Annotated in this window: 22 protein-coding genes and 1 other annotated feature; of the genes, 21 read left to right on the top strand and 1 reads right to left on the bottom strand. The window is 52.1% G+C overall.

What is annotated here, in order from left to right; genetic code table 11:
• Positions 1-22 precede the first annotated feature (22 nt).
• From murG to ltrA, 10 genes are all read left to right on the top strand, one after another.
• Positions 23-1,120: an undecaprenyldiphospho-muramoylpentapeptide beta-N-acetylglucosaminyltransferase gene (murG, locus tag NST96_RS17785; protein WP_003386256.1), complete on the top strand. Its 1,098-nt coding sequence runs from the start codon at positions 23-25 to the stop codon at positions 1,118-1,120.
• Positions 1,121-1,230: 110 nt separating this feature from the next.
• Positions 1,231-2,136, top strand: coding sequence for a UDP-N-acetylmuramate dehydrogenase (gene murB / locus NST96_RS17780; RefSeq protein WP_003386255.1), 906 nt, complete (start codon positions 1,231-1,233; stop codon positions 2,134-2,136).
• 15 nt (positions 2,137-2,151) lie between these two features.
• Positions 2,152-3,408, top strand: coding sequence for a UDP-N-acetylglucosamine 1-carboxyvinyltransferase (murA, locus tag NST96_RS17775; RefSeq protein ID WP_003386254.1), 1,257 nt, complete (start codon positions 2,152-2,154; stop codon positions 3,406-3,408).
• A 182-nt stretch (positions 3,409-3,590) separates the two neighbouring features.
• Positions 3,591-4,364 carry an FtsQ-type POTRA domain-containing protein gene (locus NST96_RS17770; protein ID WP_024984199.1) on the top strand — a complete coding sequence of 258 codons (774 nt, stop codon included), beginning with the start codon at positions 3,591-3,593 and terminating at the stop codon, positions 4,362-4,364.
• A 44-nt stretch (positions 4,365-4,408) separates the two neighbouring features.
• Complete coding sequence (locus NST96_RS17765) at positions 4,409-5,119, top strand: DUF881 domain-containing protein (RefSeq protein WP_003386252.1); 711 nt, start codon at positions 4,409-4,411, stop codon at positions 5,117-5,119.
• An 18-nt stretch (positions 5,120-5,137) separates the two neighbouring features.
• Positions 5,138-5,887, top strand: coding sequence for a DUF881 domain-containing protein (locus NST96_RS17760; protein ID WP_003386251.1), 750 nt, complete (start codon positions 5,138-5,140; stop codon positions 5,885-5,887).
• 1 nt (position 5,888) lies between these two features.
• Positions 5,889-6,236: a small basic family protein gene (locus NST96_RS17755; protein WP_003386249.1), complete on the top strand. Its 348-nt coding sequence runs from the start codon at positions 5,889-5,891 to the stop codon at positions 6,234-6,236.
• Positions 6,237-6,381: 145 nt separating this feature from the next.
• Positions 6,382-7,638, top strand: coding sequence for a cell division protein FtsA (ftsA, locus tag NST96_RS17750; protein WP_340701422.1), 1,257 nt, complete (start codon positions 6,382-6,384; stop codon positions 7,636-7,638).
• A gap of 156 nt (positions 7,639-7,794) precedes the next feature.
• Positions 7,795-8,946 carry a cell division protein FtsZ gene (ftsZ, locus tag NST96_RS17745; RefSeq protein ID WP_003386245.1) on the top strand — a complete coding sequence of 384 codons (1,152 nt, stop codon included), beginning with the start codon at positions 7,795-7,797 and terminating at the stop codon, positions 8,944-8,946.
• 626 nt (positions 8,947-9,572) lie between these two features.
• Positions 9,573-10,838 carry a group II intron reverse transcriptase/maturase gene (gene ltrA, locus NST96_RS17740; protein WP_024985202.1) on the top strand — a complete coding sequence of 422 codons (1,266 nt, stop codon included), beginning with the start codon at positions 9,573-9,575 and terminating at the stop codon, positions 10,836-10,838.
• Positions 10,839-10,923: 85 nt separating this feature from the next.
• Here the strand turns inward: ltrA and NST96_RS17735 are convergent, their stop codons facing one another.
• Positions 10,924-11,280 carry a YmaF family protein gene (locus NST96_RS17735; RefSeq protein ID WP_024984197.1) on the bottom strand — a complete coding sequence of 119 codons (357 nt, stop codon included), beginning with the start codon at positions 11,278-11,280 and terminating at the stop codon, positions 10,924-10,926.
• Positions 11,281-11,535: 255 nt separating this feature from the next.
• Between NST96_RS17735 and spoIIGA the strand changes: the two genes are divergently transcribed.
• From spoIIGA to ileS, 11 genes are all read left to right on the top strand, one after another.
• Positions 11,536-12,498: a sigma-E processing peptidase SpoIIGA gene (gene spoIIGA / locus NST96_RS17730; RefSeq protein ID WP_122958257.1), complete on the top strand. Its 963-nt coding sequence runs from the start codon at positions 11,536-11,538 to the stop codon at positions 12,496-12,498.
• 5 nt (positions 12,499-12,503) lie between these two features.
• Complete coding sequence (gene sigE, locus NST96_RS17725; protein ID WP_003386241.1) at positions 12,504-13,226, top strand: RNA polymerase sporulation sigma factor SigE; 723 nt, start codon at positions 12,504-12,506, stop codon at positions 13,224-13,226.
• Positions 13,227-13,373: 147 nt separating this feature from the next.
• Positions 13,374-14,153 (top strand): RNA polymerase sporulation sigma factor SigG, encoded by a 780-nt coding sequence (sigG, locus tag NST96_RS17720; RefSeq protein ID WP_003386240.1) that lies wholly within the window; start codon positions 13,374-13,376, stop codon positions 14,151-14,153.
• 128 nt (positions 14,154-14,281) lie between these two features.
• Positions 14,282-14,566 carry a YlmC/YmxH family sporulation protein gene (locus NST96_RS17715; protein WP_003386239.1) on the top strand — a complete coding sequence of 95 codons (285 nt, stop codon included), beginning with the start codon at positions 14,282-14,284 and terminating at the stop codon, positions 14,564-14,566.
• Between the two features lie 126 nt (positions 14,567-14,692).
• Positions 14,693-15,520 (top strand): peptidoglycan editing factor PgeF, encoded by an 828-nt coding sequence (gene pgeF / locus NST96_RS17710; RefSeq protein WP_003386238.1) that lies wholly within the window; start codon positions 14,693-14,695, stop codon positions 15,518-15,520.
• Between the two features lie 37 nt (positions 15,521-15,557).
• Positions 15,558-16,256 (top strand): YggS family pyridoxal phosphate-dependent enzyme, encoded by a 699-nt coding sequence (locus NST96_RS17705; RefSeq protein ID WP_122958258.1) that lies wholly within the window; start codon positions 15,558-15,560, stop codon positions 16,254-16,256.
• Between the two features lie 27 nt (positions 16,257-16,283).
• The gene (locus NST96_RS17700; RefSeq protein ID WP_003386236.1) at positions 16,284-16,703 is read left to right on the top strand and encodes a cell division protein SepF; all 420 of its coding nucleotides are present in this window, start codon (positions 16,284-16,286) and stop codon (positions 16,701-16,703) included.
• Positions 16,704-16,782: 79 nt separating this feature from the next.
• Positions 16,783-17,055, top strand: coding sequence for a YggT family protein (locus NST96_RS17695; RefSeq protein ID WP_003386235.1), 273 nt, complete (start codon positions 16,783-16,785; stop codon positions 17,053-17,055).
• An 11-nt stretch (positions 17,056-17,066) separates the two neighbouring features.
• Positions 17,067-17,840 (top strand): YlmH/Sll1252 family protein, encoded by a 774-nt coding sequence (locus NST96_RS17690; protein WP_003386234.1) that lies wholly within the window; start codon positions 17,067-17,069, stop codon positions 17,838-17,840.
• Between the two features lie 99 nt (positions 17,841-17,939).
• Entirely contained in the window at positions 17,940-18,431 is a 492-nt protein-coding gene (locus NST96_RS17685; RefSeq protein WP_003386233.1) for a DivIVA domain-containing protein, read from the top strand.
• A gap of 68 nt (positions 18,432-18,499) precedes the next feature.
• Positions 18,500-18,765 (top strand) — a binding site (T-box leader).
• A gap of 50 nt (positions 18,766-18,815) precedes the next feature.
• Positions 18,816-21,599, top strand: a complete 2,784-nt coding sequence (ileS, locus tag NST96_RS17680) for an isoleucine--tRNA ligase (protein WP_024984193.1) — start codon at positions 18,816-18,818, stop codon at positions 21,597-21,599.
• Positions 21,600-21,956: the final 357 nt, after the last annotated feature.

The raw sequence follows: 21,956 nt of genomic DNA, 5'->3' as shown, positions 1-21,956 counted from the left end.
AACTTGGGTGAAGGTGATTACTATGCGTGTTGTCCTCACGGGTGGAGGCACAGGTGGACATATTTATCCGGCGCTTGCGGTGGCGAAAGAAATTTCTCGCCAACAGCCGCAGGCTGCCTTTTTGTACATAGGCAGTAAAAAAGGCTTGGAAGCACAGCTCGTTCCACGGACGGACATTCCGTTTCAATCAGTCGAGATCGCTGGTCTGAAGCGGAAGCTGACTTTCGATAACGTAAAAACACTGTGGAAATTCATCCAGGCTGTCTCTTTATCCAAACGGATGCTGCGCGAGTTCCGGCCTGATGTTGTCATCGGCACGGGCGGGTATGTGTGCGGCCCGGTTGTCTATGCTGCGGCTCGTCTCGGGATTCCTACGGTGATTCATGAACAAAATGTCGTACCGGGTTTGACAAACAAGTTTTTGGCCCGTTATGTCGATCGCGTAGCTGTCTCGTTTGAGGAGTCGCTTTCGTTTTTTCCTGCGGGAAAAACAGTGCTGACCGGCAATCCTCGGGCCACCGAGGTGATGCATGGAGATCCGCGGGCGGGAAGAGCTTTTCTCGGTGTAGGCGAGGACAAGCGTGTGGTGCTGATTTTTGGCGGAAGCCGCGGAGCAAGAGCGATCAATGAGGCGACGTTGGCCATTGTACCGCGCATGCAGGAGTTTCCCCGCACCCATTTTGTCTACGTGACAGGTGACGTTCACTACGATTCCATTTCGGCTGCATTGAAAGAAAAAGGGGAGCAGCCCCGCAACCTTTCCGTCTATCCGTTCGTCCACAATATGCCGGACTTGCTTGCAGCCGCCCACTTGATGGTAGGCCGTGCCGGGGCATCAAGCCTGGCTGAGCTGACAGCGTTGGGCGTGCCCTCCATACTGGTTCCGAGTCCGTACGTTACCAACAACCATCAGGAAAAAAATGCGCGCGGACTGGAGAAGCAAGGAGCTTCCATCGTTATTTTGGAAAACGAGCTTAGCGGAGAGAGGCTGTTGGAATCCCTTTCTGCCATTTTGGGAAGCGAGGAGCGGTGGGCTGCGATGCAAAAGAGCTCTCGCCAGCTTGGAATGCCTGATGCCGCAACGAAAATCTATCAGGTGCTAGGGGAGCTTAAAAGGTAGAAGGGTCTTTTTTGGGCGACTGTCACGCCAATATGGGCGATCGCATAGTATGGAGCAAACACGTGATAAGGCCTAGGTCCGACCTAGCATGTGTATCAGGAGGTTCACAAATGAAGCAGATCATAGATGAATTGAGGCAGGCGGATATTGGAAAAGTGTGGACCGATGAACCTCTCGCCAATCATACCACTTGGCGGATTGGGGGTCCTGCTGATTTGTTAATCCAGCCCAAGGATAAGTCAGCGTTGTTGACAGCCTTGAAAATCATCCATCGTCATGATATTCCTTGGAGTGTAATCGGGCGCGGCTCCAACCTTCTGGTGAGGGACGGAGGGATACGCGGAGCCGTGCTCAAGGTGGCTGAGGGCTTGAGTCACTGCGAATTCAGGGGCGAAGAGGTGTGTGTGGGTGCCGGATATTCCATGATCCGCCTGGCGGTGGAGGCAGGCAAAAAGGGATTAACAGGTATGGAGTTTGCGGGAGGCATTCCTGGTACAGTAGGCGGGGCCGTCTACATGAATGCGGGGGCGCACGGATCGGATTTGTCACGTATTATCAAAGAAGCCGAAATCCTCTTTGATGATGGTGAAGTCAAAGTGTTGAACAACGAAGAACTGAGCTTCAGCTATCGGACGTCCCTTTTGCAAAAGCGCAAGGGAGTTGTTTTGGAAGCCCGCTTTGGGCTGCGCCAGGGCGACCGCCGAGAAATAGCTGCTACACTGGCAGCCAACAAGGAGCGGCGCCGCATCACGCAGCCGTTGCAAATGCCTTGTGCCGGAAGTGTTTTTCGCAATCCGCCTGGAGACCACGCCGGCCGTCTGATCGAGGCTGCAGGCCTGAAAGGATTTCATTACGGGGGAGCTCAGGTTTCCGAGATTCACGCCAATTTTATCGTCAATCGGGGAGGCGCTACGGCTACCGACGTCCTCACCTTGATTACGCACATCCGCTGCACGATCAAAGAAAAGTTTGGCGTTGATTTGCATCCGGAGGTGTTGGTGGTGGGCGAGGGGTAACACGGAGGTGAAAGTTTGGATACTTTTGCGATCGAAGGCGGAAGACCTCTGTCTGGTTCGCTTCGGGTCCAAGGAGCCAAGAATGCTGCCCTTCCCATCCTCGCCGCGTCGATTCTCGCGGAAGGGCAATTTTATATCTATGATGTTCCCCACCTCAAAGACATCGAGGTGATGCTGAAAATCTTAACTGCACTGGGAGCCAGGACAAAGCATGCGGACGGAAGTGTCGATCTGGATACGACCTCAGTTTCCGTGTCGCATGTCCCTGATGATCTGATGGGTCAAATGCGTTCTTCGATCTTTTTGGCCGGACCGCTTCTGGCACGTTTGGGCGAGGTGACCATCTCCCGGCCAGGCGGCTGTTTGATTGGAGAGCGGCGGATCGACTTGCATCTGGCCGGCTTGACAGCGCTGGGAGCAAAAATCGAGGAAGCAGAGGGCTATATTACGTTTCGGGCAGATCAATTGTATGGTACTAACATCTTTCTCTCTTTCCCGAGTGTGGGGGCAACAGAAAACATCATGATGGCTGCTGTATTGGCCAAGGGAACGACACGTATCTGCAATGCCGCCAGGGAACCGGAAATTGTCGATTTGCAAAACTTCCTGAACGCCATGGGTGCACGCATCTGCGGCGCCGGAACGGATACGATCGAGATCAACGGCGTTACCAGGCTGCGTCCAGTCAGCTATCGGATCATCCCCGATCGGATCGTAGCGGGCACTCATCTCCTGGCGGTCGGAGTGTCAAAGGGACACATTGAACTGACCAATATCATCCCCGAGCATCTCACCGCATTAATTGAGGTCGCCCGTAGCTGTGGTGTTGAAATCAAGACCTACCATGATATAATGGAAGTCAAGAGCACAGGCAACCCGCTTGCCTACGAACGGATAATTACCTCTCCGTTCCCCGGTTTTCCGACCGATTTGCAAGCGCAGTTGATGGTGTTCTTGGCACAGGCAACAGGAACAAGTGTGATCAAGGAGACGATTTTTGAAGGAAGATTCAAACATGTGAACGAATTGGCGCGAATGGGCGCCTCCATTTACGTCGACCTGGGTTCCGCGATTATCCGCGGCGGAAACAAACTGTCAGGTACGAGTGTTGAGGCAAGTGACCTGCGGGCAGGTGCCGCACTTGTTCTGGCGGGATTGGCGGCGGAAGGCACGACCACGGTATCACAGATTCATCATATCGACCGTGGTTACGAACGGCTGGAGCTGCAGCTGCAGCAGCTGGGTGCCCGCATTTCCCGCGTGTCGATATAGACAAGAAGAAAGTGAGCGGCATATGCTATGCCGCTTTCCCTGTTTTGTATGGTGGCAGTTATTTATAGGATTGCCATTATTTGTGAGGTGATTTGCCGGAAAGCAGGTCTCCTTGGATACGGAAAAATCGTGTATCAGTGCTCGGCGCGTGACACGCTAGCGTAGTGAGGAAGGGTTGAGTCATGGCGGTAATCGAAGAACGCATTCCGCACGTTAAAGAGCAGCGTCCGCGGCGCAAAGGAAATCGCAAGCTGGTTGTTTTGCTCGTCCTGTTTTTTTTGATCGTATTGATCGTCTTGTTCATCCGCTCGCCGTACAGCAAGGTTCAGGAAATTCAGGTGTATGGAAACGACATGTACTCGAGCGAGGAGATCATCGCTCATTCCGGTTTGACACTTGGCATGCAGTTTTTGAATGTGTGGGAAAGCCAGGTGCAAAAAGCGAGCAAGCCTTTGGAAGGGGTGAAAACCATCTCTGTGGAACGATCCTTTCCCGGCGTAATTCGCTTGCATGTAACCGAATTCAAACGTGTGGCGTTTTGGAATGGACAGGATGGCAGCAGGGCTCCGCTCCTGGAGAACGGGAAAGTGCTCAGACAGGTGGATTTTTCCAAACGGATGGTGGACAGGCCGCTAATCAGTTCATGGCCAAATCCCGAAATGCTTCCGGACTTGGCAAAAGCGCTGGCGAAGCTGTCCCCTGCAGTATTGGGGGAGATTTCCGATATCGCCCTGACGCCGACGATTTATGACAATCAGCGGGTCACTCTGTTCATGAGGGACGGAAACGAGGTCAGGAGTGTCGTGTACAAGCTGGATACTATGCTGAACTGGTATCCGACAATCGTGCAGGAGCTGCCAAAAGGGGTAAAAGGGGTTCTTTCGCTGTTTGAGCAGCCATGGTTCGTACCGTATTCGAATCCTGGGGCGCCCATTCAGCTTCCTGCCGGTGGGTAATAGCCCCAATCATTTTAAGTATGGGTAAAAGGGGTAGCTGCAAAATGGGTCGTCGTCATAAATTTAACTTGTACCTCACTCTCGTCACTTTTTGTACGGGTTTTCTTGTGGCAACTTCGGTCGAGACGACCAAGCTGTTGCAACGGGAACGCTTGAACGACCAGCAATTTCAGCAAGAGACGCAATTAACCGAGCGTATTCTGGCTGAAAAGGAGCAAAACCGGCACCTGGAGAACCAGCTGCTCGATTTGCAGCGGCAGGTCGGAAAGATCGAGGAGGCGATGGCGCAGCGAAAATCGGAAGGCGCGAGCATACTCAGTCAGCTCGAGGCAGCGAGGATGATGGCCGGGGTTGTACCCGTAGAAGGACCAGGGCTCGTTGTAACCATGCAGGACAGTCAAAATGCCGGAAGCAGCATGGACGTCGCGAATTACATCGTTCATGAACAGGACGTACGGCTGGTTGTAAACGAGCTGCGTGCCGCCGGTGCTGAGGCGATCAGCATCAACGGGCAACGGCTGGTCAGCAATTCGGCCATTCGCTGCGTAGGTCCGACCATTATTGTAAACGGGATCAAGTCGGCGGCGCCTTTCGTCATCTCCGCGATCGGAGAGCCAAATACGCTGGAGGCGGCCTTGAATCTCCCGGGCGGCGTAATCCAAACGCTGCAAGACTTTGTACAGATTGATGTTTCAAAAAAAGAAAAAATCAAACTGCCAGCTTATGTAGGTGACGCCAAGACCAAACATTCCTAGGTGAAGGAAGCGTTTCTCATGTTGCAAAAAAGCCGTAAAATCACATTTATTCTTGCCATTATTAGTGCTATCATAGGGGTTATGTTGACCGTACAGCTCAGAAGCAGCCTTCATCCGGCACATAAGGAATCACGCAGTATAGCGGAATTGCGGACGTCGCTTCAGAAAGAGCTGGAGAAGCACAAAAATCTTCTGGCTGACATCTCCAAATACAATCAGCTTTACTATCAGTATGAGACCGCCCTCAATGAGGATGAGAGCCTTTCTGTCATGAAAGAAGAGCTGGCGAGAAACCGGAAAATGGCGGGAATGGTCAGCGTGGAAGGCGAGGGGATCATACTTCGGGTCGTTGATGCCCAGGTGAATCCTGCGGAAGCGGGCCTCGACGGAGGGATGACCGAGCCGGTAATCGGAGGCTATACGATTGACGATGAAGACCTCAGATGGCTCGTCAATATTCTCTTTGCCAACGGTTCTCAGGCAGTGTCCATCAATGGGCATCGAATGGTGGCAACGACACCGATCCGTTATGTCGGCAATGCGATTCAGATTGATACCAGGACGATTCAGCCGCCTTACGAACTGAAAGCGCTCGGGGAGCCGGACGTGCTGCTGTCGGCGCTCAAGCTGGAGGGTGTGGAAGAAAACTTTCGTCTGGCCAACAAGGAGATTATTGCAGAGAAGCGGGACAAGCTGATCATACCGGCTAATCGGGAGCAGCGCCCCATCCAATACATGAAACCAGTCAAAGAAAAAGGAGAATCCTGACATGTGGCTCCCGCTTATCGGACTCATCGTTGGCATCGCTGTCGGATTTATGCTGGATTGGCGCGTGCCTCAAGAATACAGCAGCTATTTGTCTATCGCCCTTCTGGCTGGTCTGGACACGATTTTCGGGGGAATCCGTTCCTATCTGGAACGCACGTTTAATGTTCGCGTTTTTATGTCCGGTTTTTTCTTCAATACGCTGTTTGCGGCCGGACTGGCATTTATCGGAGGCTTTCTCGGCATCGACCTCTACCTTGCCGCGATTGTTGCTTTCGGCGTGCGTTTGTTTAACAATTTGGCGGTGATTCGTCGGATAGTCCTATCCCGTTGGATTAACCAGCAGGAATAGAGAATCACTCGAAATTGGGAAGAAGGTCATATTTTTACAAAAATTCATGATCAAAAAAAGGGAATGGTAGTCCTGTGTTGAATAAATTACGCAGATGTATTCACATTATGACGACAAAAGACGTAGCAAGGGAGGTGTCACAGGTTTGGTAAGCAATGAACTCATCGTCAGCCTAGATATTGGAACTTCAAAAGTACGCGTCATGATCGGCGAAGTAAACAACGGTTCCATCAACATCATCGGAGTCGGACAGGCACACTCGGAGGGTATCAAGAAGGGTGTGATCGTCGACATCGACCAAACTGTGCATGCCATCCGGGAAGCTGTTGACCATGCTGAACGCATGGTTGGGGTATCGATTGATGAAGTATACGTCGGTATCACAGGAAACCACATTGAGCTGCATGAAACCCAAGGGGTTGTCGCTGTATCCAGCGAAGACCGTGAAATACGAGATGAAGACATCCAGCGAGTTATTCAGGCAGCAAAAGTTGTTGCCATACCGCCTGACCGGGAGATCATTGAAGTCGTTCCGAAAGAGTATATCGTCGACGGGCAGGGCAGCATAAAGGACCCGAGAGGGATGATTGGTGTCCGTCTGGAAATGGAAGGCACGATCGTCACAGGCTCGAAAACTGTCGTACATAATATCGTTCGTTGCACGGAGCGGACAAATCTTCGCGTAGCCGGAATTTTTCTGCAACCGCTAGCCTCGAGCACGGTAGCTCTTTCCAAGGATGACAAAAATATGGGGGTTGTTCTGGTTGACATCGGTGCGGGTTCTACCACCATCGGTGTATTTGAGCAGGGAAAACTGGCAGCAACGACCGTGATTGGCATCGGGGGCGACCATATTACCAACGACATCGCTTTAGGACTTCGGACCCATACGGATGTAGCTGAACGCGTGAAGACGAAAAATGGCTGCGCTCTGATCGATGAAGCGTCGGAGGATGTAAAATTCAAGGTAACCCGTATTGGCAGTGATGTGGAAAAGCAGTTTACTCAGGTGGATTTAGCCAATATCATTGAACCGCGTGCAGCGGAGATTTTTAACCTCGTGGAGGATGCGGTCTACAAGCTGGGTTTCCATGATGAAGTTGCCGGCGGATACGTATTGACTGGCGGCACGGTTGCGATGCCAGGCATGCTGGAGTTGGCAAAGGAAGAACTGGATGCGCCGGTGCGCGTCGCGATTCCTGATTATATCGGGGTGCGAGATCCCGCCTATACGACAGGCGTGGGTTTGATACAGTACGCTCTGCATCAGATGGAACGTCGCAGCGTACGAACAGCCCCTCCGTCGTTTAAAGGCGGACCGAAGCCTGCAGCTGTTTCCAAGCCGAAAGAAGGCGGCGGTTTGATGGAAAAAGTGAAAAACTGGTTCAGCGAGTTTATATAACCGCCTGTAACCTCAAGACTCCGAATACGGTGAATCGGCTGATGTTTACGAACATTGCGCGCGGGGAAGTAGTCTCTTGCGAGCGATGAACCGCACAACCAACCGGCTTCACCACACAGAAGCTTTTCTCATGTTGAATTGGGGAGGACTAGCAAGATGCTGGAATTTGATATGGACATGGAATCCTATGCGCGAATTAAAGTGATTGGTTGCGGCGGTGGCGGTAGCAACGCGGTAAACCGTATGATTGCCGGAGGTTTAAGAGGAGTAGAATTTATCACTCTGAACACTGACGCGCAAGCTTTGCAACTCTCCAGTGCTGATATCAAGCTGCAGATCGGAGAAAAACTGACGCGAGGACTGGGAGCAGGGGCCAATCCGGAAATCGGAAAAAAAGCCGCTGAAGAAAGTGCCGATCTGATCGAGCAAGCCCTGCGCGGGGCAGATATGGTATTTGTAACGGCTGGTATGGGCGGCGGTACCGGTACCGGTGCGGCTCCTGTCGTAGCTGAAATTGCCAAAGAACTCGGCGCTCTGACAGTTGGGGTTGTCACTCGTCCGTTTTCATTTGAGGGACGGAAGCGTTCTACTCAAGGCGAGCAAGGGATCGCAGCGTTGAAGGAAAAAGTCGATACGCTGATCGTCATCCCGAATGATCGCTTGCTGGAAATCGTAGATAAAAATACCCCGATGCTGGAGGCGTTCCGTGAAGCGGATAACATCCTGCGTCAAGGTGTGCAAGGGATATCCGACTTGATTGCTACTCCAGGTTTGATCAACCTGGACTTTGCTGACGTTAAAACAATCATGACCGAACGCGGCTCCGCTTTGATGGGGATTGGCGAAGGCAGCGGCGAAAACAGAGCGGCTGAGGCGGCTCGCCGTGCCATTTCCAGTCCACTGCTGGAATCATCCATCGATGGTGCCCGCGGGGTTCTGATGAACATCACGGGAGGGACAAACCTCAGCTTGTACGAGGTAAACGAAGCGGCAGACATCGTTTCATCTGCGGCTGATCCGGATGTAAACATGATTTTCGGTGCGGTCATCAACGAGGATTTGAAAAACGAGATCGTTGTAACGGTAATCGCTACCGGCTTTGAAGACTACCAGCGGCAAAACACAAGCACTGGACAGCGCCGGGTGCAACAGCCTGTTCAGACAGGCAACCGCCCGACACCTATCTCCAATACGGGAGCGAGCCGTGCGAAGGAAGAGGAAGAAGAGAAGTCTTTCTTCTCGATGAGCAATTTGGACAATCTGGACATTCCTGCCTTCCTGCGCAACCGTCGCCGCAACAAAAAGTAAATTCGCGTTTTGGCAAAAATATGACCATTAGAAAAACCTTGTTCCATGACGGAGCAAGGTTTTTTGTTTTGGTGCGCCCAGCATGGGCGATAGCTATAGGGTGAAAGTCCCGAACGGGGGTTGGCTGTACCAACCGTTAGCTCAAGGCAAGGGTGTCGACCGCGAGGTCGAATCTGAAGGAAGCCGGCGGCAAAATCCCGACCTGAGGTACACGAACCCAATTTGAGGCTGTTGTATCCGGGCGAGTCTGCCAAACAAGACAAAGCCCCATACAGCCAAGGGATACAGTAGTAAACTTGGGCAGGTACATGGGATGAAAGTTATCGTTCTTACCTGGGGAGGTCTGCATGAAACGCCTTCAACTGTTGGTAACCGTCTCCGTAAGGAGACGCTGAACATGCAGAAGTCAGCAGAGGCCATAGTACCCGAGTAGAGGACGCTTGAATGGGGAAGGGCCGAACATCAAGCCAGCATGCGATCCATGTCTTTTGATACGGTACGTCGAAGCAGAATTCTGTCAAGGAACTACTTTTGAAGAGCAGGGGTGAAGCCCCGAGGGTACAAAAGAGGGCTGAGTATCGTACAGCAAGCACGGAGTCCGCATGTGCGAAGGAAGGAACATCATTATGGATTTGCTGGAAAAAGTCTTATCACGGGAAAACTTACGGATGGCACTCCAACGAGTGGAGGAAAACAAAGGTGTCGGTGGAGTCGATGGTGTTTCAACCGAACAACTACGCGATTATCTACGTGAACACTGGCAAGCCATCCGCGAGAAGATGGAAAGGGGAACCTATAGACCTTCACCTGTTCGCAGAGTCGAAATCCCGAAACCTGACGGTGGTGTAAGGTTATTAGGCATTCCCACCGTGGTAGACCGCTTTATTCAGCAGGCCATCCTCCAAGTGTTAACGCCGATCTTCGACCCCACCTTCTCGGAATCTAGCTATGGGTTCCGTCCAAAACGTAGCGCTCACATGGCAGTAAGGAAAGCGCAAGCGTATATCTCCGAAGGATATCGTTTCGTGGTGGACATCGATCTAGAGAAATTCTTTGATCGCGTAAATCATGATATTCTAATGAGCCGTGTGGCTCGAAAAGTTCAGGACAAGAGAATTTTAAGACTGATTCGTTCCTACTTGAATGCGGGGATCATGATAAATGGCGTCTGTACAACATCAAGTGAAGGAACACCGCAAGGTGGGCCGTTAAGCCCACTTTTGGCAAATATCCTACTTGATGATTTGGACAAGGAACTCGAAAAGAGAGGCCACCGTTTCTGCCGCTACGCAGACGATTGTAATATCTACGTGAAAACAAAACGGGCAGGGGAACGAGTAAAGAAGAGTATTCAAAACCACTTGGAGAAGGTACTAAGGCTAAAAGTAAATGAGGAGAAAAGCGCGATAGACCGACCATGGAAACGAAAATTCTTGGGCTTTAGTTTTACCTTTGCAAAACAGACAAGGATTCGCATCCACCCCAAATCCCTCCTCAAGCTAAAAGAGAAAATCCGCACGATCACGAATCCGGTGTGGAGCATCTCGATGGAGAAGCGGATTGAAAGAATAAATCAGTACCTCATGGGCTGGATTGGATATTTCGCCCTTGCAGACGCGAAGGGCATTCTACAATCCATTGAGGAATGGACAAGGCGCAGGCTCCGTCTTTGTTTGTGGATGCAGTGGAAACGCGTGAGAACCAGATATCGAGAACTTCGTTCTCTTGGCATATCTCACGTAAAAGCCATTGAAATTGCAAATACCCGCAAGGGTGCATGGCGTACCACAAAATCTCCGCATATACACAAAGCCCTCGGCATTGCCTACTGGCAACAACAAGGGCTGAAAAGCTTAGTGCAACGATATTCTCAAATTCGTCAAGCTTGGTGAACCGCCGTATACCGAACGGTACGTACGGTGGTGTGAGAGGACGGGGGTTAGTCGCCCCCTCCTACTCGATCGTGCGTGGCGTTATTTATCCATAGTCTTTTCCGGTTCTTCCCCGGTACGAATGTGTATGGCCGTCGTCAAATGTCGTTACGCCAGAAAAATCGTGGTAATGTCCTCCACCGGGAAGTGGGATCGGAGGGCCGGTCCATCCGCGGAAGCGGTGAACATGCCCGTCATCATAGGAGGTGACGCCTTCATAGTAATGCAAATGTCCTCTCCCTGTTCCTTGATAGGGAGGGGAGGTTCGGCCTCGGACTTCATGGCGATGACGGTCGTCTACACTTGTCAGTGTGGAATAAGAGTGGATATGACCCGGGATATCGCCAAAGCGGATAAAGTCGATGGCATGGCTGTGAGAGGACTGCTTGTTTTTTCTGCTCAAATGGAAGCTCCCTGCCTCTCTGATGGGTTTTATACATCAGATGCTGAGAGCGCTGTTTCGGAACCGGGGATTCACCCAGAGGACCCAAAATCTTCTACAAAAAATCCGAAAAAACACGGTCAAGAATTGACAGACTTTACATACACATTGATATATACTGGCCTTGGTCGGAAGGGATAGCGGCCAGAGATAGGTACGACCCTCCGGGGAGGCCGGGAGCGGCCTGGTCTTTTCGGGATCGGGGGTGATAGCGGAGTGATCGTCTATCTCGATATCATTCTACTCCTCAACTTTGCCATTGATACCTTGCTGCTTTGGTTTACGGCATATTTTCGCAAAGAGCGGGTGCGGTGGTGGCGGATTTCTCTGGCATCTTTGTTTGGGTCAACCTATCTGGCCTTCTTCTTTTTCCCAGCTTTTGCACCGATGTATCAGTGGGCTGTAAAATTGCTGTTTTCCGTCATCATGCTGTGGATTGCCTTTGGCCGAAGGAGGCTGCTCGGTTTTTTGCATAATTTGGTCATCTTTTACTTTGTGGCCTTTGTCTTCGGCGGGGGAGTGTTTGGACTCCAGTATTTTCTTTCGACGCAAAGCGAGGTCGTAAATGGACTGGTCACTGTCCACAACGACGGTTTCGGCGTCGGCTTCACGCCTACTCTCGGCATCCTCTTGGCCGGCTTCGTGCTCGTTTTCTTCCTAAGCAGGCAAAGCTATGGGGCTATTTCGCAGCCGCGACGGATCGAAGCCTTTCTCGCGGAGGTAAGGGTGAAGCTCGCCGGTGAAACCGTCTTGTGCAGAGGTTTGGTCGACACGGGAAACCAGCTGCATGAGCCGATTACCCGTACGCCTGTCATGATTTTGGAGAGCAGTCTGCTAGCCCACATCCTGCCGGAAGCTCTCGCCACGCTTATCGAAAAAAGCGAAGGAGCGGTCAATCAGATGGACGGTGTGTGGGAGGAGCTGCCGCCTGCGTGGCAGTCTCGTCTTCGGCTTGTTCCGTATCGCAGCGTTTCCAGCGGGATGAGCTTTCTGATCGCGCTCAAACCGGACGAAGTGCTGATCGTGCAGGACGGCAAGCGCTATGTGAGCGAGAAAGTACTGGTTGGTCTCAACCCGATTCCATTGGCAGCAGACGGGCAATACCAGGCCATCGTACACCCTGCGATGATAGAGACCCCTTTCCAAGAAGAATACGCAGTACGCGAACAGGAGGGCTAACGAAAATGTATGTAAAACTTCGCCTACAATTACAACTACTCTGGTACCGTTTCCTGCTGTGGACTGGTGCACGAGCCGAGGAAATTTACTACATCGGCGGAAGCGAGGCCCTTCCTCCGCCACTGACCAGAGAAGAGGAAGAGATCTTGCTTGGCAGATTGCCTTCCGGCGATCCCGCAGTGCGGAGCATGCTGATTGAGAGAAACCTGAGGCTGGTCGTTTACATTGCCCGCAAATTTGAAAATACCGGGATCAACATCGAGGATCTGGTCAGCATTGGCACCATTGGGTTGATCAAGGCGGTGAACACCTTTGATCCCGAGAAAAACATCAAACTGGCTACCTATGCCTCGCGCTGTATTGAAAACGAGATTTTGATGTACCTGCGCCGAAACAACAAGATCAGGTCGGAGGTTTCTTTTGACGAACCGCTGAATATTGACTGGGATGGCAATGAGCTGCTGTTGTCGGACGTCCTCGGCACCGAAAACGACACCATTTACAAAAACATCGAGGACCAGGTAGACCGCAAGCTGTTGAAAAAAGCACTCGATAAGCTGACAGAGCGGGAGCGCGTCATCATGGAGCTGCGCTTCGGCCTCACGGGAGGCGAGGAGAAGACGCAGAAGGATGTTGCCGATCTGCTCGGCATTTCCCAATCCTATATTTCCCGTCTGGAAAAGCGAATTATAAAACGGTTGCGAAAAGAATTCAACAAAATGGTCTAACGCATATTTTCCCAATCGAGGGAGATACTGTTCCTAAACCGTGCCAGAAAGTGGTCCCGCCACTCTCTCGTCCGGGTACGCGTCAGAACGCGGCCTTTCAAGACAACCGGGTTAGGAACTTTTTTCTTGCTTCGAGGAGGGAAAGACGTGACGCGCAATAAAGTAGAGATATGCGGGGTAGACACCTCTAAGCTTCCCGTGCTGACCAACAAGGAAATGCGGGAGCTGTTCGAACGCTTGCAGGGCGGGGAACTGCCAGCGCGGGAAAAGCTGGTCAACGGCAACCTGCGATTGGTGCTGAGTGTCATTCAGCGTTTCAACAATCGAGGAGAGTACGTTGACGATCTGTTTCAGGTAGGGTGCATTGGACTGATGAAGGCCATTGACAACTTTGATCTCGGGCAAAACGTTAAATTTTCGACCTATGCCGTGCCCATGATCATCGGGGAAATCCGCCGCTACCTGAGGGACAACAACCCGATTCGCGTTTCACGGTCTTTGCGGGATATCGCCTACAAAGCGCTGCAAGTGCGGGACAATCTGACCAACAAGCATTCGCGTGAGCCCACCATTATGGAAATTTCCCAGGAGCTCAATGTTCCCAAGGAAGACGTCGTATTCGCGCTGGATGCCATCCAGGACCCGGTTTCTCTGTTTGAACCGATCTATCAGGACGGCGGCGATCCGATCTACGTGATGGATCAGATTAGCGACGAGAAGAACAAGGACGTCATCTGGGTTGAGGAAATCGCGCTTCGTGAAGGAATGCAGCGTTTAGGCGAGAGGGAAAAAATGATTCTCTCGATGAGATTTTATGAAGGGAAGACGCAGATGGAGGTAGCCGAGGAAATCGGCATCTCGCAGGCGCAGGTCTCCCGTCTGGAAAAAGCGGCGATCGCCCATATGCAAAAACACGTGCAATCGTAACATTATCAGTTTGTCCAAGCCCTGCGGAACGGCACTGCAGGGCTTATTCTTTTGCGCCGGATTTCGGACATAATCGCCCGCCTGCTCATATAATGAAAGGGAAGGGGAGAAAAGTAGGTGAGGAGCAGATGGTCAAGATTTCAGATTTCCAGACCAAAGAAGTAGTCAACATCTTGGACGGCAAGCGGCTTGGACAGATATCCGACCTGGAAATAGACCTTCGCCACGGGAGGGTAGAGGCCATCGTCGTCCCCGGACCGGGTAAGTTTCTCGGATTTTTTTCATCGGGCAATGATTATGTCATCCCTTGGCGCAACATTGTGAAAATCGGGAAAGACGTTGTTCTTGTGAGAGTAGAAGAGACGCTTCGCGTAGACGTGAAGGGCAGCACCGAGGATGAGTACCGCTCGTAGAAAGGCATAAGAGAGCCTTTCTTTTCTTTTGGGCTATGGTATCATTAGCCATAGAAAAGAGAGTCCAGCATGCGAATGGACAACCCGGTTTTTCTACGGTTCTATCACGAAGGAAGAGGTGGCGGCATGAACGAACCATTTGTTGGACATACAGGGAAAGCAGGGCTTCGGCTGGAGGAGTGGGAAAAAGCGTTTCCCGGTCTTGTCGCAGGCTTTACCACACGTTCCGGCGGGGTAAGCGAGCAGCCTTACGGATCGTTTAACATGGGGCTGCATGTCGGCGATAGCTCCTCCCACGTGGTAACCAACCGCAAGCGGCTTGCCGAGGAGCTGGGCATGCCCTTCGATGCGTGGACCTGCGCAGACCAGGTGCATGGCAACCGGGTATGCGAGGTAGTGGCAGGAGGGGCAGGCAGAGAAAGTCTGGAAGACGTCATTGCAGCCACGGATGGGCTATTTACAAATAAACAGGGAGTCCTGCTTGTGTCTTTTTACGCAGATTGCGTGCCGCTTTTCTTTCTGGACCCGGAGACGGGGGCGATCGGGCTGGCTCACGCCGGATGGAAAGGAACTGTTTCGCGTATTGCCGAGGAAATGGTGCGTGCTTTTGAGCGCAACTACGCAGCAAAAGCGGCAAACATGAAAGTGGCGATCGGCCCGGCAATATGCGGGAACTGTTATGAGGTCGATGAGCGGATTATCGGGCAGGTACGGGCAGCCGCAAAAAATTGGTCGCCAGCAGTGTCCCCGCGTGAAAATGGGCGCTACCTGCTGGATTTGCCCAGACTCAATCAGGAAATTGTAACGGAATGCGGAATATTGCCCGATAACATAATACGGACCCAATGGTGTACAAGCTGCCGTACAGACCTGTTCTTCTCCCATCGGAGAGAAGCGGGACCTGCAGGGAAGACGGGAAGGATGGCCTCCTTTATCGGATGGCGGGATCGTTGAAATAGATCTTTGTTTGGAAAGGGAGTCGGAAGAAGTTATGACGCGGGAACAGGAATTGCTGAAAGAAAGATTGGACCGAATCGAAGAGAGAATAGCGGCTGCCTGCAGCCGTTCGGGGCGCGACCGCAGCGAGGTAAAGATCGTCGCGGTTACGAAATATGTAGGTGCCGACACCATTGGCGATTTGCTCAAGGTCGGCGTCGAGCACATCGGCGAAAACAGGGTCCAGGATGCCCTGCCCAAATACGAGCAATGGGGAGAGCAGGGAGTTTGGCATTTTATCGGCCACCTGCAGACAAACAAGGCCAAAGAGGTCGTCGGCCGCTTTTCCTATATTCACTCTCTGGACCGCTTGTCCCTGGCCCGGGAAATAGAGAAACGGGGAGAAGCGTTGAATCTTGTCGTTCCCTGCTTTTTGCAAGTCAATATTTCCGGGGAAGAGACAAAATTTGGCCTTAGTCCCAATGACGTATTGGCTTTTTTGCGCGAAACCAGTAATATGAAACATATAAGGATCGCGGGATTGATGACCATGGCGCCTCGTGTCGATGATCCGGAAGAGGTGCGGCCTGTATTTCGTGGTCTGCGAGAATGGAAAGAGCGGATCAATGAATGGAAGTTTCCGCATGCGGAAATTACAGAGCTGTCGATGGGCATGTCCAACGACTTTGAAGTAGCGATTGAAGAAGGAGCTACATATATTCGGCTAGGCTCGGTTTTGGTCAAGCCGGACTAATCGACCATTCACGAGAGGAGGATTGCTATGAGCGTTATGAATAAAATCAAAGGGTTTCTGGGATTGGAAGACGAGGAATACTTCGAAGAGACGGTAGTAGAGGAACGCGAAGAGCAAGAGCCTATTGCCAGACGACAGCCTGCAGCGCGTGCGAACAATGTCGTTCCTTTTCAGACACGGGAGAAGGAGGGAATCCGTTTGATCCTCTGCGAACCCCGTCAATACAGTGACGCCCAAGACATCGCTGACAACCTGCGTCACCGCAGACCAGTCGTGGTCAATTTGCAACGGGTGGAAAAGGAACAGGCAAAACGGATTATCGACTTTCTCAGCGGCACTGTCTATGCGCTGAACGGCGATATCCAAAAAGTCGGAGACTACATTTTTGTTTGCACACCCGATCATGTTGACATCCAGGGTACCATTTCCAGCGTGGTGGAAGAATAAAAGTGTTTGATTGAACGGAAGCGAAGTTTGGATGAGTAACATGATGCTTGTTACTTTGAAAAGGATAAAGGGTGAGTGAATGACAGCCATTCTGTTTACGATCATTGATTTTGCCTTTACGGTTTATCAGTTTATGGTGATTGCGTATGTCCTCATGTCGTGGGTGCCTCAGATGAGAGATACGGGAATCGGGCAACTGCTGGAGCGGCTGGTGGAACCGTATTTGGCTCCGTTTCGCCGGTTCATACCGACGCTCGGCTTCATTGACATATCTCCAATCGTAGCGTTGATCGCACTGAATTTTGCCCACAGCGGATTGAAGACAATCCTCATTAAACTGCTGTATATGTAGGAGCCGGTCACATGAGTGTATACGACCATTTTCGAAAAGAAGAACTTCCCTTTGTGGAACGGGCGCTGGAAATGCTGACGCTGGTAGAGCGGAAGCAGGCCATGCGCCTTACTGATTTTTTGGACCCGCGGCAAGCGGCCATACTGAAAAGCTTGACCTCGCAGGTACAGGACGTCTCGGTTACCGCAAACGGCGGCTATGAAGGGGCAGAGCGGGTTCGTGTAATGCTGCACCCTGATTATCTGACCCCCGAGGCGGAGGAGTTTCGTTTGACCTTGCTGCACATCGCCGCTGATCAGCGGTTTAAGCGGCTGGAGCACAGGGATGTGATGGGAGCCTTGCTCAATGCAGGCCTCAAGCGGGAGAAATTCGGGGATATGATCGTGGACGAAAGCGGCTTGTTTGCCGTCGTTGCAGAGGAAGTGGCTGACTTTGTCCGCGTTCAAGTGACCCATATTCACCGTACGCCCGTTTCGTTTGAAAAAGTGGAGTGGGCCTCCTTTCAGGCGCCGTCAGAGCGTTTGACCGAAAAGACCATCACCGTTCCCTCACCGCGAGTGGACGCGGTAATCGGCGAGGTGTACCATCTGTCACGGGCCAAGGCGGTCATCCCGATCCGTGCCGGCCGTTTGAAGGTCAATTGGAAGGTGGTAGACGATCCGTCCTACCAGCTAGAGACGGGAGATATGGTTTCCCTCGCCGGTTTTGGACGCTTCAAGCTGCTCGAAGTGGCCGGAGCTACCCGCAGTGGAAGGTTACGAATGAATGTCGGCTTGGTTACATAGAATCATAGAAGGGCTTAAAAAATTGCAAAATCCGGCAGGAAATGATGTGGAAGCTGTCGAAAATGTCAGTACGATTATCGGAAGAAGTGGGGGGTACATGTGCCTTTAACGCCGTTAGATATACACAATAAAGAATTCAGCACAGGATTCCGTGGTTACAACGTCGACGAAGTAAATGAATTTCTGGATCAGATCATCAAGGACTTTGAGCTTCTGATCAAGGAAAAGAAAGAAATGGAAGAGCGCATCGCCATACTGAATGAGCGTGTGGATCACTATAAAAGCCTGGAAGAAAACTTGAGCAAGTCCATTCTCGTCGCTCAGGAAACGGCCGAAGACGTGAAGTCAAACGCAAGAAAAGAAGCTCAGCTGATCCTGAAAGAAGCGGAGAAAAATGCAGACCGGATCGTCAACGAAGCGTTGGCGAAGTCTCGCAAGATTGCAATCGAGATCGAAGAGTTGAAGAAACGGGCGTCTGTGTACCGGATGCGTTTCCGTACGCTGCTCGAAGCCCAATTGGAGATGCTGGAAAACGGCGCGTGGGACGATATCGAACAAGCAGATTCGTCTTCCGCAGTGCTTGCCGAATAATCCATTGACGCCAGGGCTATGATGGTACTATAATTTATTGAAACTTTTCTTTACAACTATACACTCGCTGACAAACGATGATCGGGACGAGTAAGCGATCGAGCGCAGCTTAGAGAGCCGGTGGACGGTGAAAACCGGACTGCTGCTTGCCGCTGAAAATCACCCGGGAGTTCAATAACCGAAAGACTGCTGGCTGCGTCGTGCGGCGGTCGAGTAAGTGAGCGCGTCATTCTCGTTACGAATGAATCAAGAGGAACAGGGCTTGTGCCGGTATATTTCGGCTGATTTCTGTTCAATCAGGGTGGTACCACGGGAGCTTTCTCTCGTCCCTACAGGGGATGAGGGAAAGCTTTTTTATATTTTTCTGTAGGAGTGAATCAGACAATGGATTATAGCAAAACGCTGGCACTGCCAAAAACAGACTTTCCGATGCGCGGGAATCTTCCGGCCCGCGAGCCTGACATGCAGGCAAAATGGGAAGAGCTGAATATTTATGAAAAAGTGCAGGAGCGGACAAAAGGACGCCCCAGCTTCATTTTGCATGACGGCCCTCCTTACGCGAACGGCGACATCCACATCGGCCATGCCTTGAATAAAGTGTTGAAGGACTTTATCGTCCGCTACAAATCGATGGCGGGCTACTGCGCTCCGTACATTCCGGGCTGGGATACGCACGGCTTGCCAATCGAACAGGCAATCATCAACGCCCAAGGACTGGATCGCCGCAGCATCGAGGTAAATGACTTCCGCAAACGCTGCGAAGAGTACGCCTGGAGCTACATCGACAAGCAGCGCGACCAATTTAAGCGCCTCGGAATTCGCGGTGACTGGGAAAATCCGTATGTGACCCTGCTGCCGGAGTACGAGGCACGTCAAATCAAGATTTTTGGCGAAATGGCGAAAAAAGGCTACATCTACAAAGGGCTGCGCTGTGTGTACTGGTCCCCGTCATCGGAGACTGCGCTTGCCGACGCCGAAATCGAATACAAGGACAAGCGCTCGCCATCCATCTACGTCAGCTTCCAGGTACAGGATGGAAAAGGCAAGCTGGATACGGAAACAGGTGTCGTAATCTGGACGACCACGCCTTGGACGCTGCCAGCCAACCTGGCGATCTCCCTGCATCCGGAACTGGAGTACAACGTAGTCAAAGCCGACGGACGCAAATTCGTACTTGCGGGCGGACTGTTGGAAGCGGCCAGCAAGGAAATTGGCTGGGAAAGCGTAGAGGTGCTGGCAACCTTCAAAGGGCAGGAGCTCGAAGGCGTAGTCACCAAGCATCCGTTCTACGATCGCGAGTCGCCGATCATCCTTGGCGAGCACGTAACGCTCGACGCCGGTACGGGCTGCGTTCACACTGCTCCGGGTCACGGGGAAGACGACTTCGCTGTCGGTCAAAAATACGGCCTTGGCGTACTGTGTCCTGTGGACCACGAAGGAAAAATGACCAAGGAAGCTCCCGGCTTCGAAGGGTTGTTCTACGAAGATATCAACAAGCTGGTCACGGAAAAGCTGAATGAGACAGGCGCGCTCTTGAAGCTGGGCTTCATCACTCACTCGTATCCGCATGACTGGCGTACGAAAAAGCCGGTCATTTACCGTGCGACAGAACAGTGGTTTGCTTCGATTGATGCATTCCGTGAAAACATGCTCGAGGCCATCAAAAACGTGAAGTGGATTCCGCACTGGGGAGAAACCCGTTTGGCGAATATGATCGCCGACCGCGGAGACTGGTGCATTTCCCGCCAGCGCGTATGGGGTGTGCCGATTCCGATCTTCTACTGCAAAGACTGCAACGAGCCGATCATCAATGACCAAACGATTGAGCACATCTCCGAGCTGTTCCGCAAAGAAGGCTCGTCCGTCTGGTTCGCTCGCGAGGCTAATGAGCTGGTGCCAGAAGGCTTGTCCTGCGGCAAATGCGGCTGCACGGAATTCCGCAAAGAAACAGATATCATGGATGTATGGTTTGACTCCGGCTCCAGCCATGAAGCGGTATTGAGAGAGCGTGGACTGGGCTGGCCGGCTGACATGTACCTGGAAGGCTCCGACCAATACAGGGGCTGGTTCAACTCCTCGCTGTCCACTGCCGTTGCCGTATACGGTACAGCACCGTACAAAGCGGTATTGAGCCACGGCTTCACGCTGGATGGAGAAGGGCGCAAAATGTCGAAGTCGCTCGGCAACACGATCGTTCCGCAGGAAGTCATCAACAAGCTTGGCGCGGACATCCTGCGTTTGTGGGTAGCTTCGGTCGATTATCAGGCTGACTCGCGCATCTCTGACGCGATCCTCAACCAGATCGCGGAAGTATACCGCAAAATGCGCAATACGTTCCGCTTCCTGCTGGGGAATCTGGACGGCTTCGATCCGGCGAAAGACCGCGTAGCCTACGAGCAATTGAGCGAGCTGGACCGCTATGTCCTGGCCAAAGCAGCGCAAGTAGTCAAGCGTGCGCGCAAGGCTTACGACGAGTACCAGTTCCACACTGTCTTCCATGCCGTTCACAACTTCTGCGTCATCGATCTGTCTGCTTTCTATCTGGATATTTGCAAAGACCGACTCTATGTGGAGGCGCCGGATAACCTCAAGCGTCGCGCAGCGCAGACTGTCATGTACGATTGTCTGATGAGCCTGGTCAAGCTGGTGGCACCGATCCTGCCGCATACAGCAGATGAGGTATGGAGCTTTATCCCGGGTGTGACAGAAGCAAGTGTTCAGCTGACTGACATGCCGGAAGCAAATGAACAGCACTTGGGCTTTGCAGCGGAAGCACTCAGCAAATGGGATGCGTTCCTCGCAGTACGCGATGAGGTACTGAAGGCTATGGAAGAAGCGCGCCGGAACAAAGTATTCGGAAACTCCGTAGACGCCAAGCTGGCGCTTTATCCGCAAACGGAAGAGACGGCAAGCGTACTGTCTTCGATGGAGGATCTGGCCGACCTGTTCATCGTTGCCCACGTTGACCTGCATCCGTACGGAACGCCTGCTCCTGCGGAAGCGGCTGCATTGGAAGGAATCTCTGTCGTGGTAGCTCCTGCTGACGGTGTAAAATGCGAACGCTGCCGCGTCGTGAAGCTGGATGTCGGTGCCGACAGTGCACATCCTTCCATCTGCAAGCGCTGTGCATCCGTTGTCAACGAACACTATGCGCATGTAACGGAGTAAGAGGTCCTTTCATCGGTCAAAAAACAACTGAAAACCGACGAATGAAAAGCAGTTTTTGTCAAAGTCGCCCAAGTCGTCATGACTTCGGGCGACTTTTTGGTGCGCCCAGCATGGGCGATAGCTATAGGGTGAAAGTCCCGAACGGGGGTTGGCTGTACCAACCGTTAGCTCAAGGCAAGGGTGTCGACCGCGAGGTCGAATCTGAAGGAAGCCGGCGGCAAAATCCCGACCTGAGGTACACGAACCCAATTTGAGGCTGTTGTATCCGGGCGAGTCTGCCAAACAAGACAAAGCCCCATACAGCCAAGGGATACAGTAGTAAACTTGGGCAGGTACATGGGATGAAAGTTATCGTTC

The sequence above is a fragment of the Brevibacillus sp. FSL K6-2834 genome, assembly GCF_038592925.1.
Classification (GTDB): domain Bacteria; phylum Bacillota; class Bacilli; order Brevibacillales; family Brevibacillaceae; genus Brevibacillus; species Brevibacillus borstelensis.
Note: the sequence above shows the minus strand (reverse complement) of the source record. Positions and strands in the feature narration are given on the sequence as shown.

Excerpts from the sequence above, each read along its gene's own strand:
- ftsZ (WP_003386245.1), top strand. The coding sequence starts at position 7,795 with ATGCTGGAATTTGATATGGACATGGAATCCTATGCGCGAATTAAAGTG.
- NST96_RS17770 (WP_024984199.1), top strand. The coding sequence starts at position 3,591 with ATGGCGGTAATCGAAGAACGCATTCCGCACGTTAAAGAGCAGCGTCCG.
- NST96_RS17765 (WP_003386252.1), top strand. The coding sequence starts at position 4,409 with ATGGGTCGTCGTCATAAATTTAACTTGTACCTCACTCTCGTCACTTTT.
- NST96_RS17690 (WP_003386234.1), top strand. The coding sequence starts at position 17,067 with ATGAGTGTATACGACCATTTTCGAAAAGAAGAACTTCCCTTTGTGGAA.
- NST96_RS17705 (WP_122958258.1), top strand. The coding sequence starts at position 15,558 with ATGACGCGGGAACAGGAATTGCTGAAAGAAAGATTGGACCGAATCGAA.
- murG (WP_003386256.1), top strand. The coding sequence starts at position 23 with ATGCGTGTTGTCCTCACGGGTGGAGGCACAGGTGGACATATTTATCCG.
- sigE (WP_003386241.1), top strand. The coding sequence starts at position 12,504 with ATGTATGTAAAACTTCGCCTACAATTACAACTACTCTGGTACCGTTTC.
- pgeF (WP_003386238.1), top strand. The coding sequence starts at position 14,693 with ATGAACGAACCATTTGTTGGACATACAGGGAAAGCAGGGCTTCGGCTG.
- ltrA (WP_024985202.1), top strand. The coding sequence starts at position 9,573 with ATGGATTTGCTGGAAAAAGTCTTATCACGGGAAAACTTACGGATGGCA.
- NST96_RS17755 (WP_003386249.1), top strand. The coding sequence starts at position 5,889 with ATGTGGCTCCCGCTTATCGGACTCATCGTTGGCATCGCTGTCGGATTT.
- NST96_RS17715 (WP_003386239.1), top strand. The coding sequence starts at position 14,282 with ATGGTCAAGATTTCAGATTTCCAGACCAAAGAAGTAGTCAACATCTTG.
- murB (WP_003386255.1), top strand. The coding sequence starts at position 1,231 with ATGAAGCAGATCATAGATGAATTGAGGCAGGCGGATATTGGAAAAGTG.
- NST96_RS17760 (WP_003386251.1), top strand. The coding sequence starts at position 5,138 with ATGTTGCAAAAAAGCCGTAAAATCACATTTATTCTTGCCATTATTAGT.
- ileS (WP_024984193.1), top strand. The coding sequence starts at position 18,816 with ATGGATTATAGCAAAACGCTGGCACTGCCAAAAACAGACTTTCCGATG.
- NST96_RS17700 (WP_003386236.1), top strand. The coding sequence starts at position 16,284 with ATGAGCGTTATGAATAAAATCAAAGGGTTTCTGGGATTGGAAGACGAG.
- NST96_RS17695 (WP_003386235.1), top strand. The coding sequence starts at position 16,783 with ATGACAGCCATTCTGTTTACGATCATTGATTTTGCCTTTACGGTTTAT.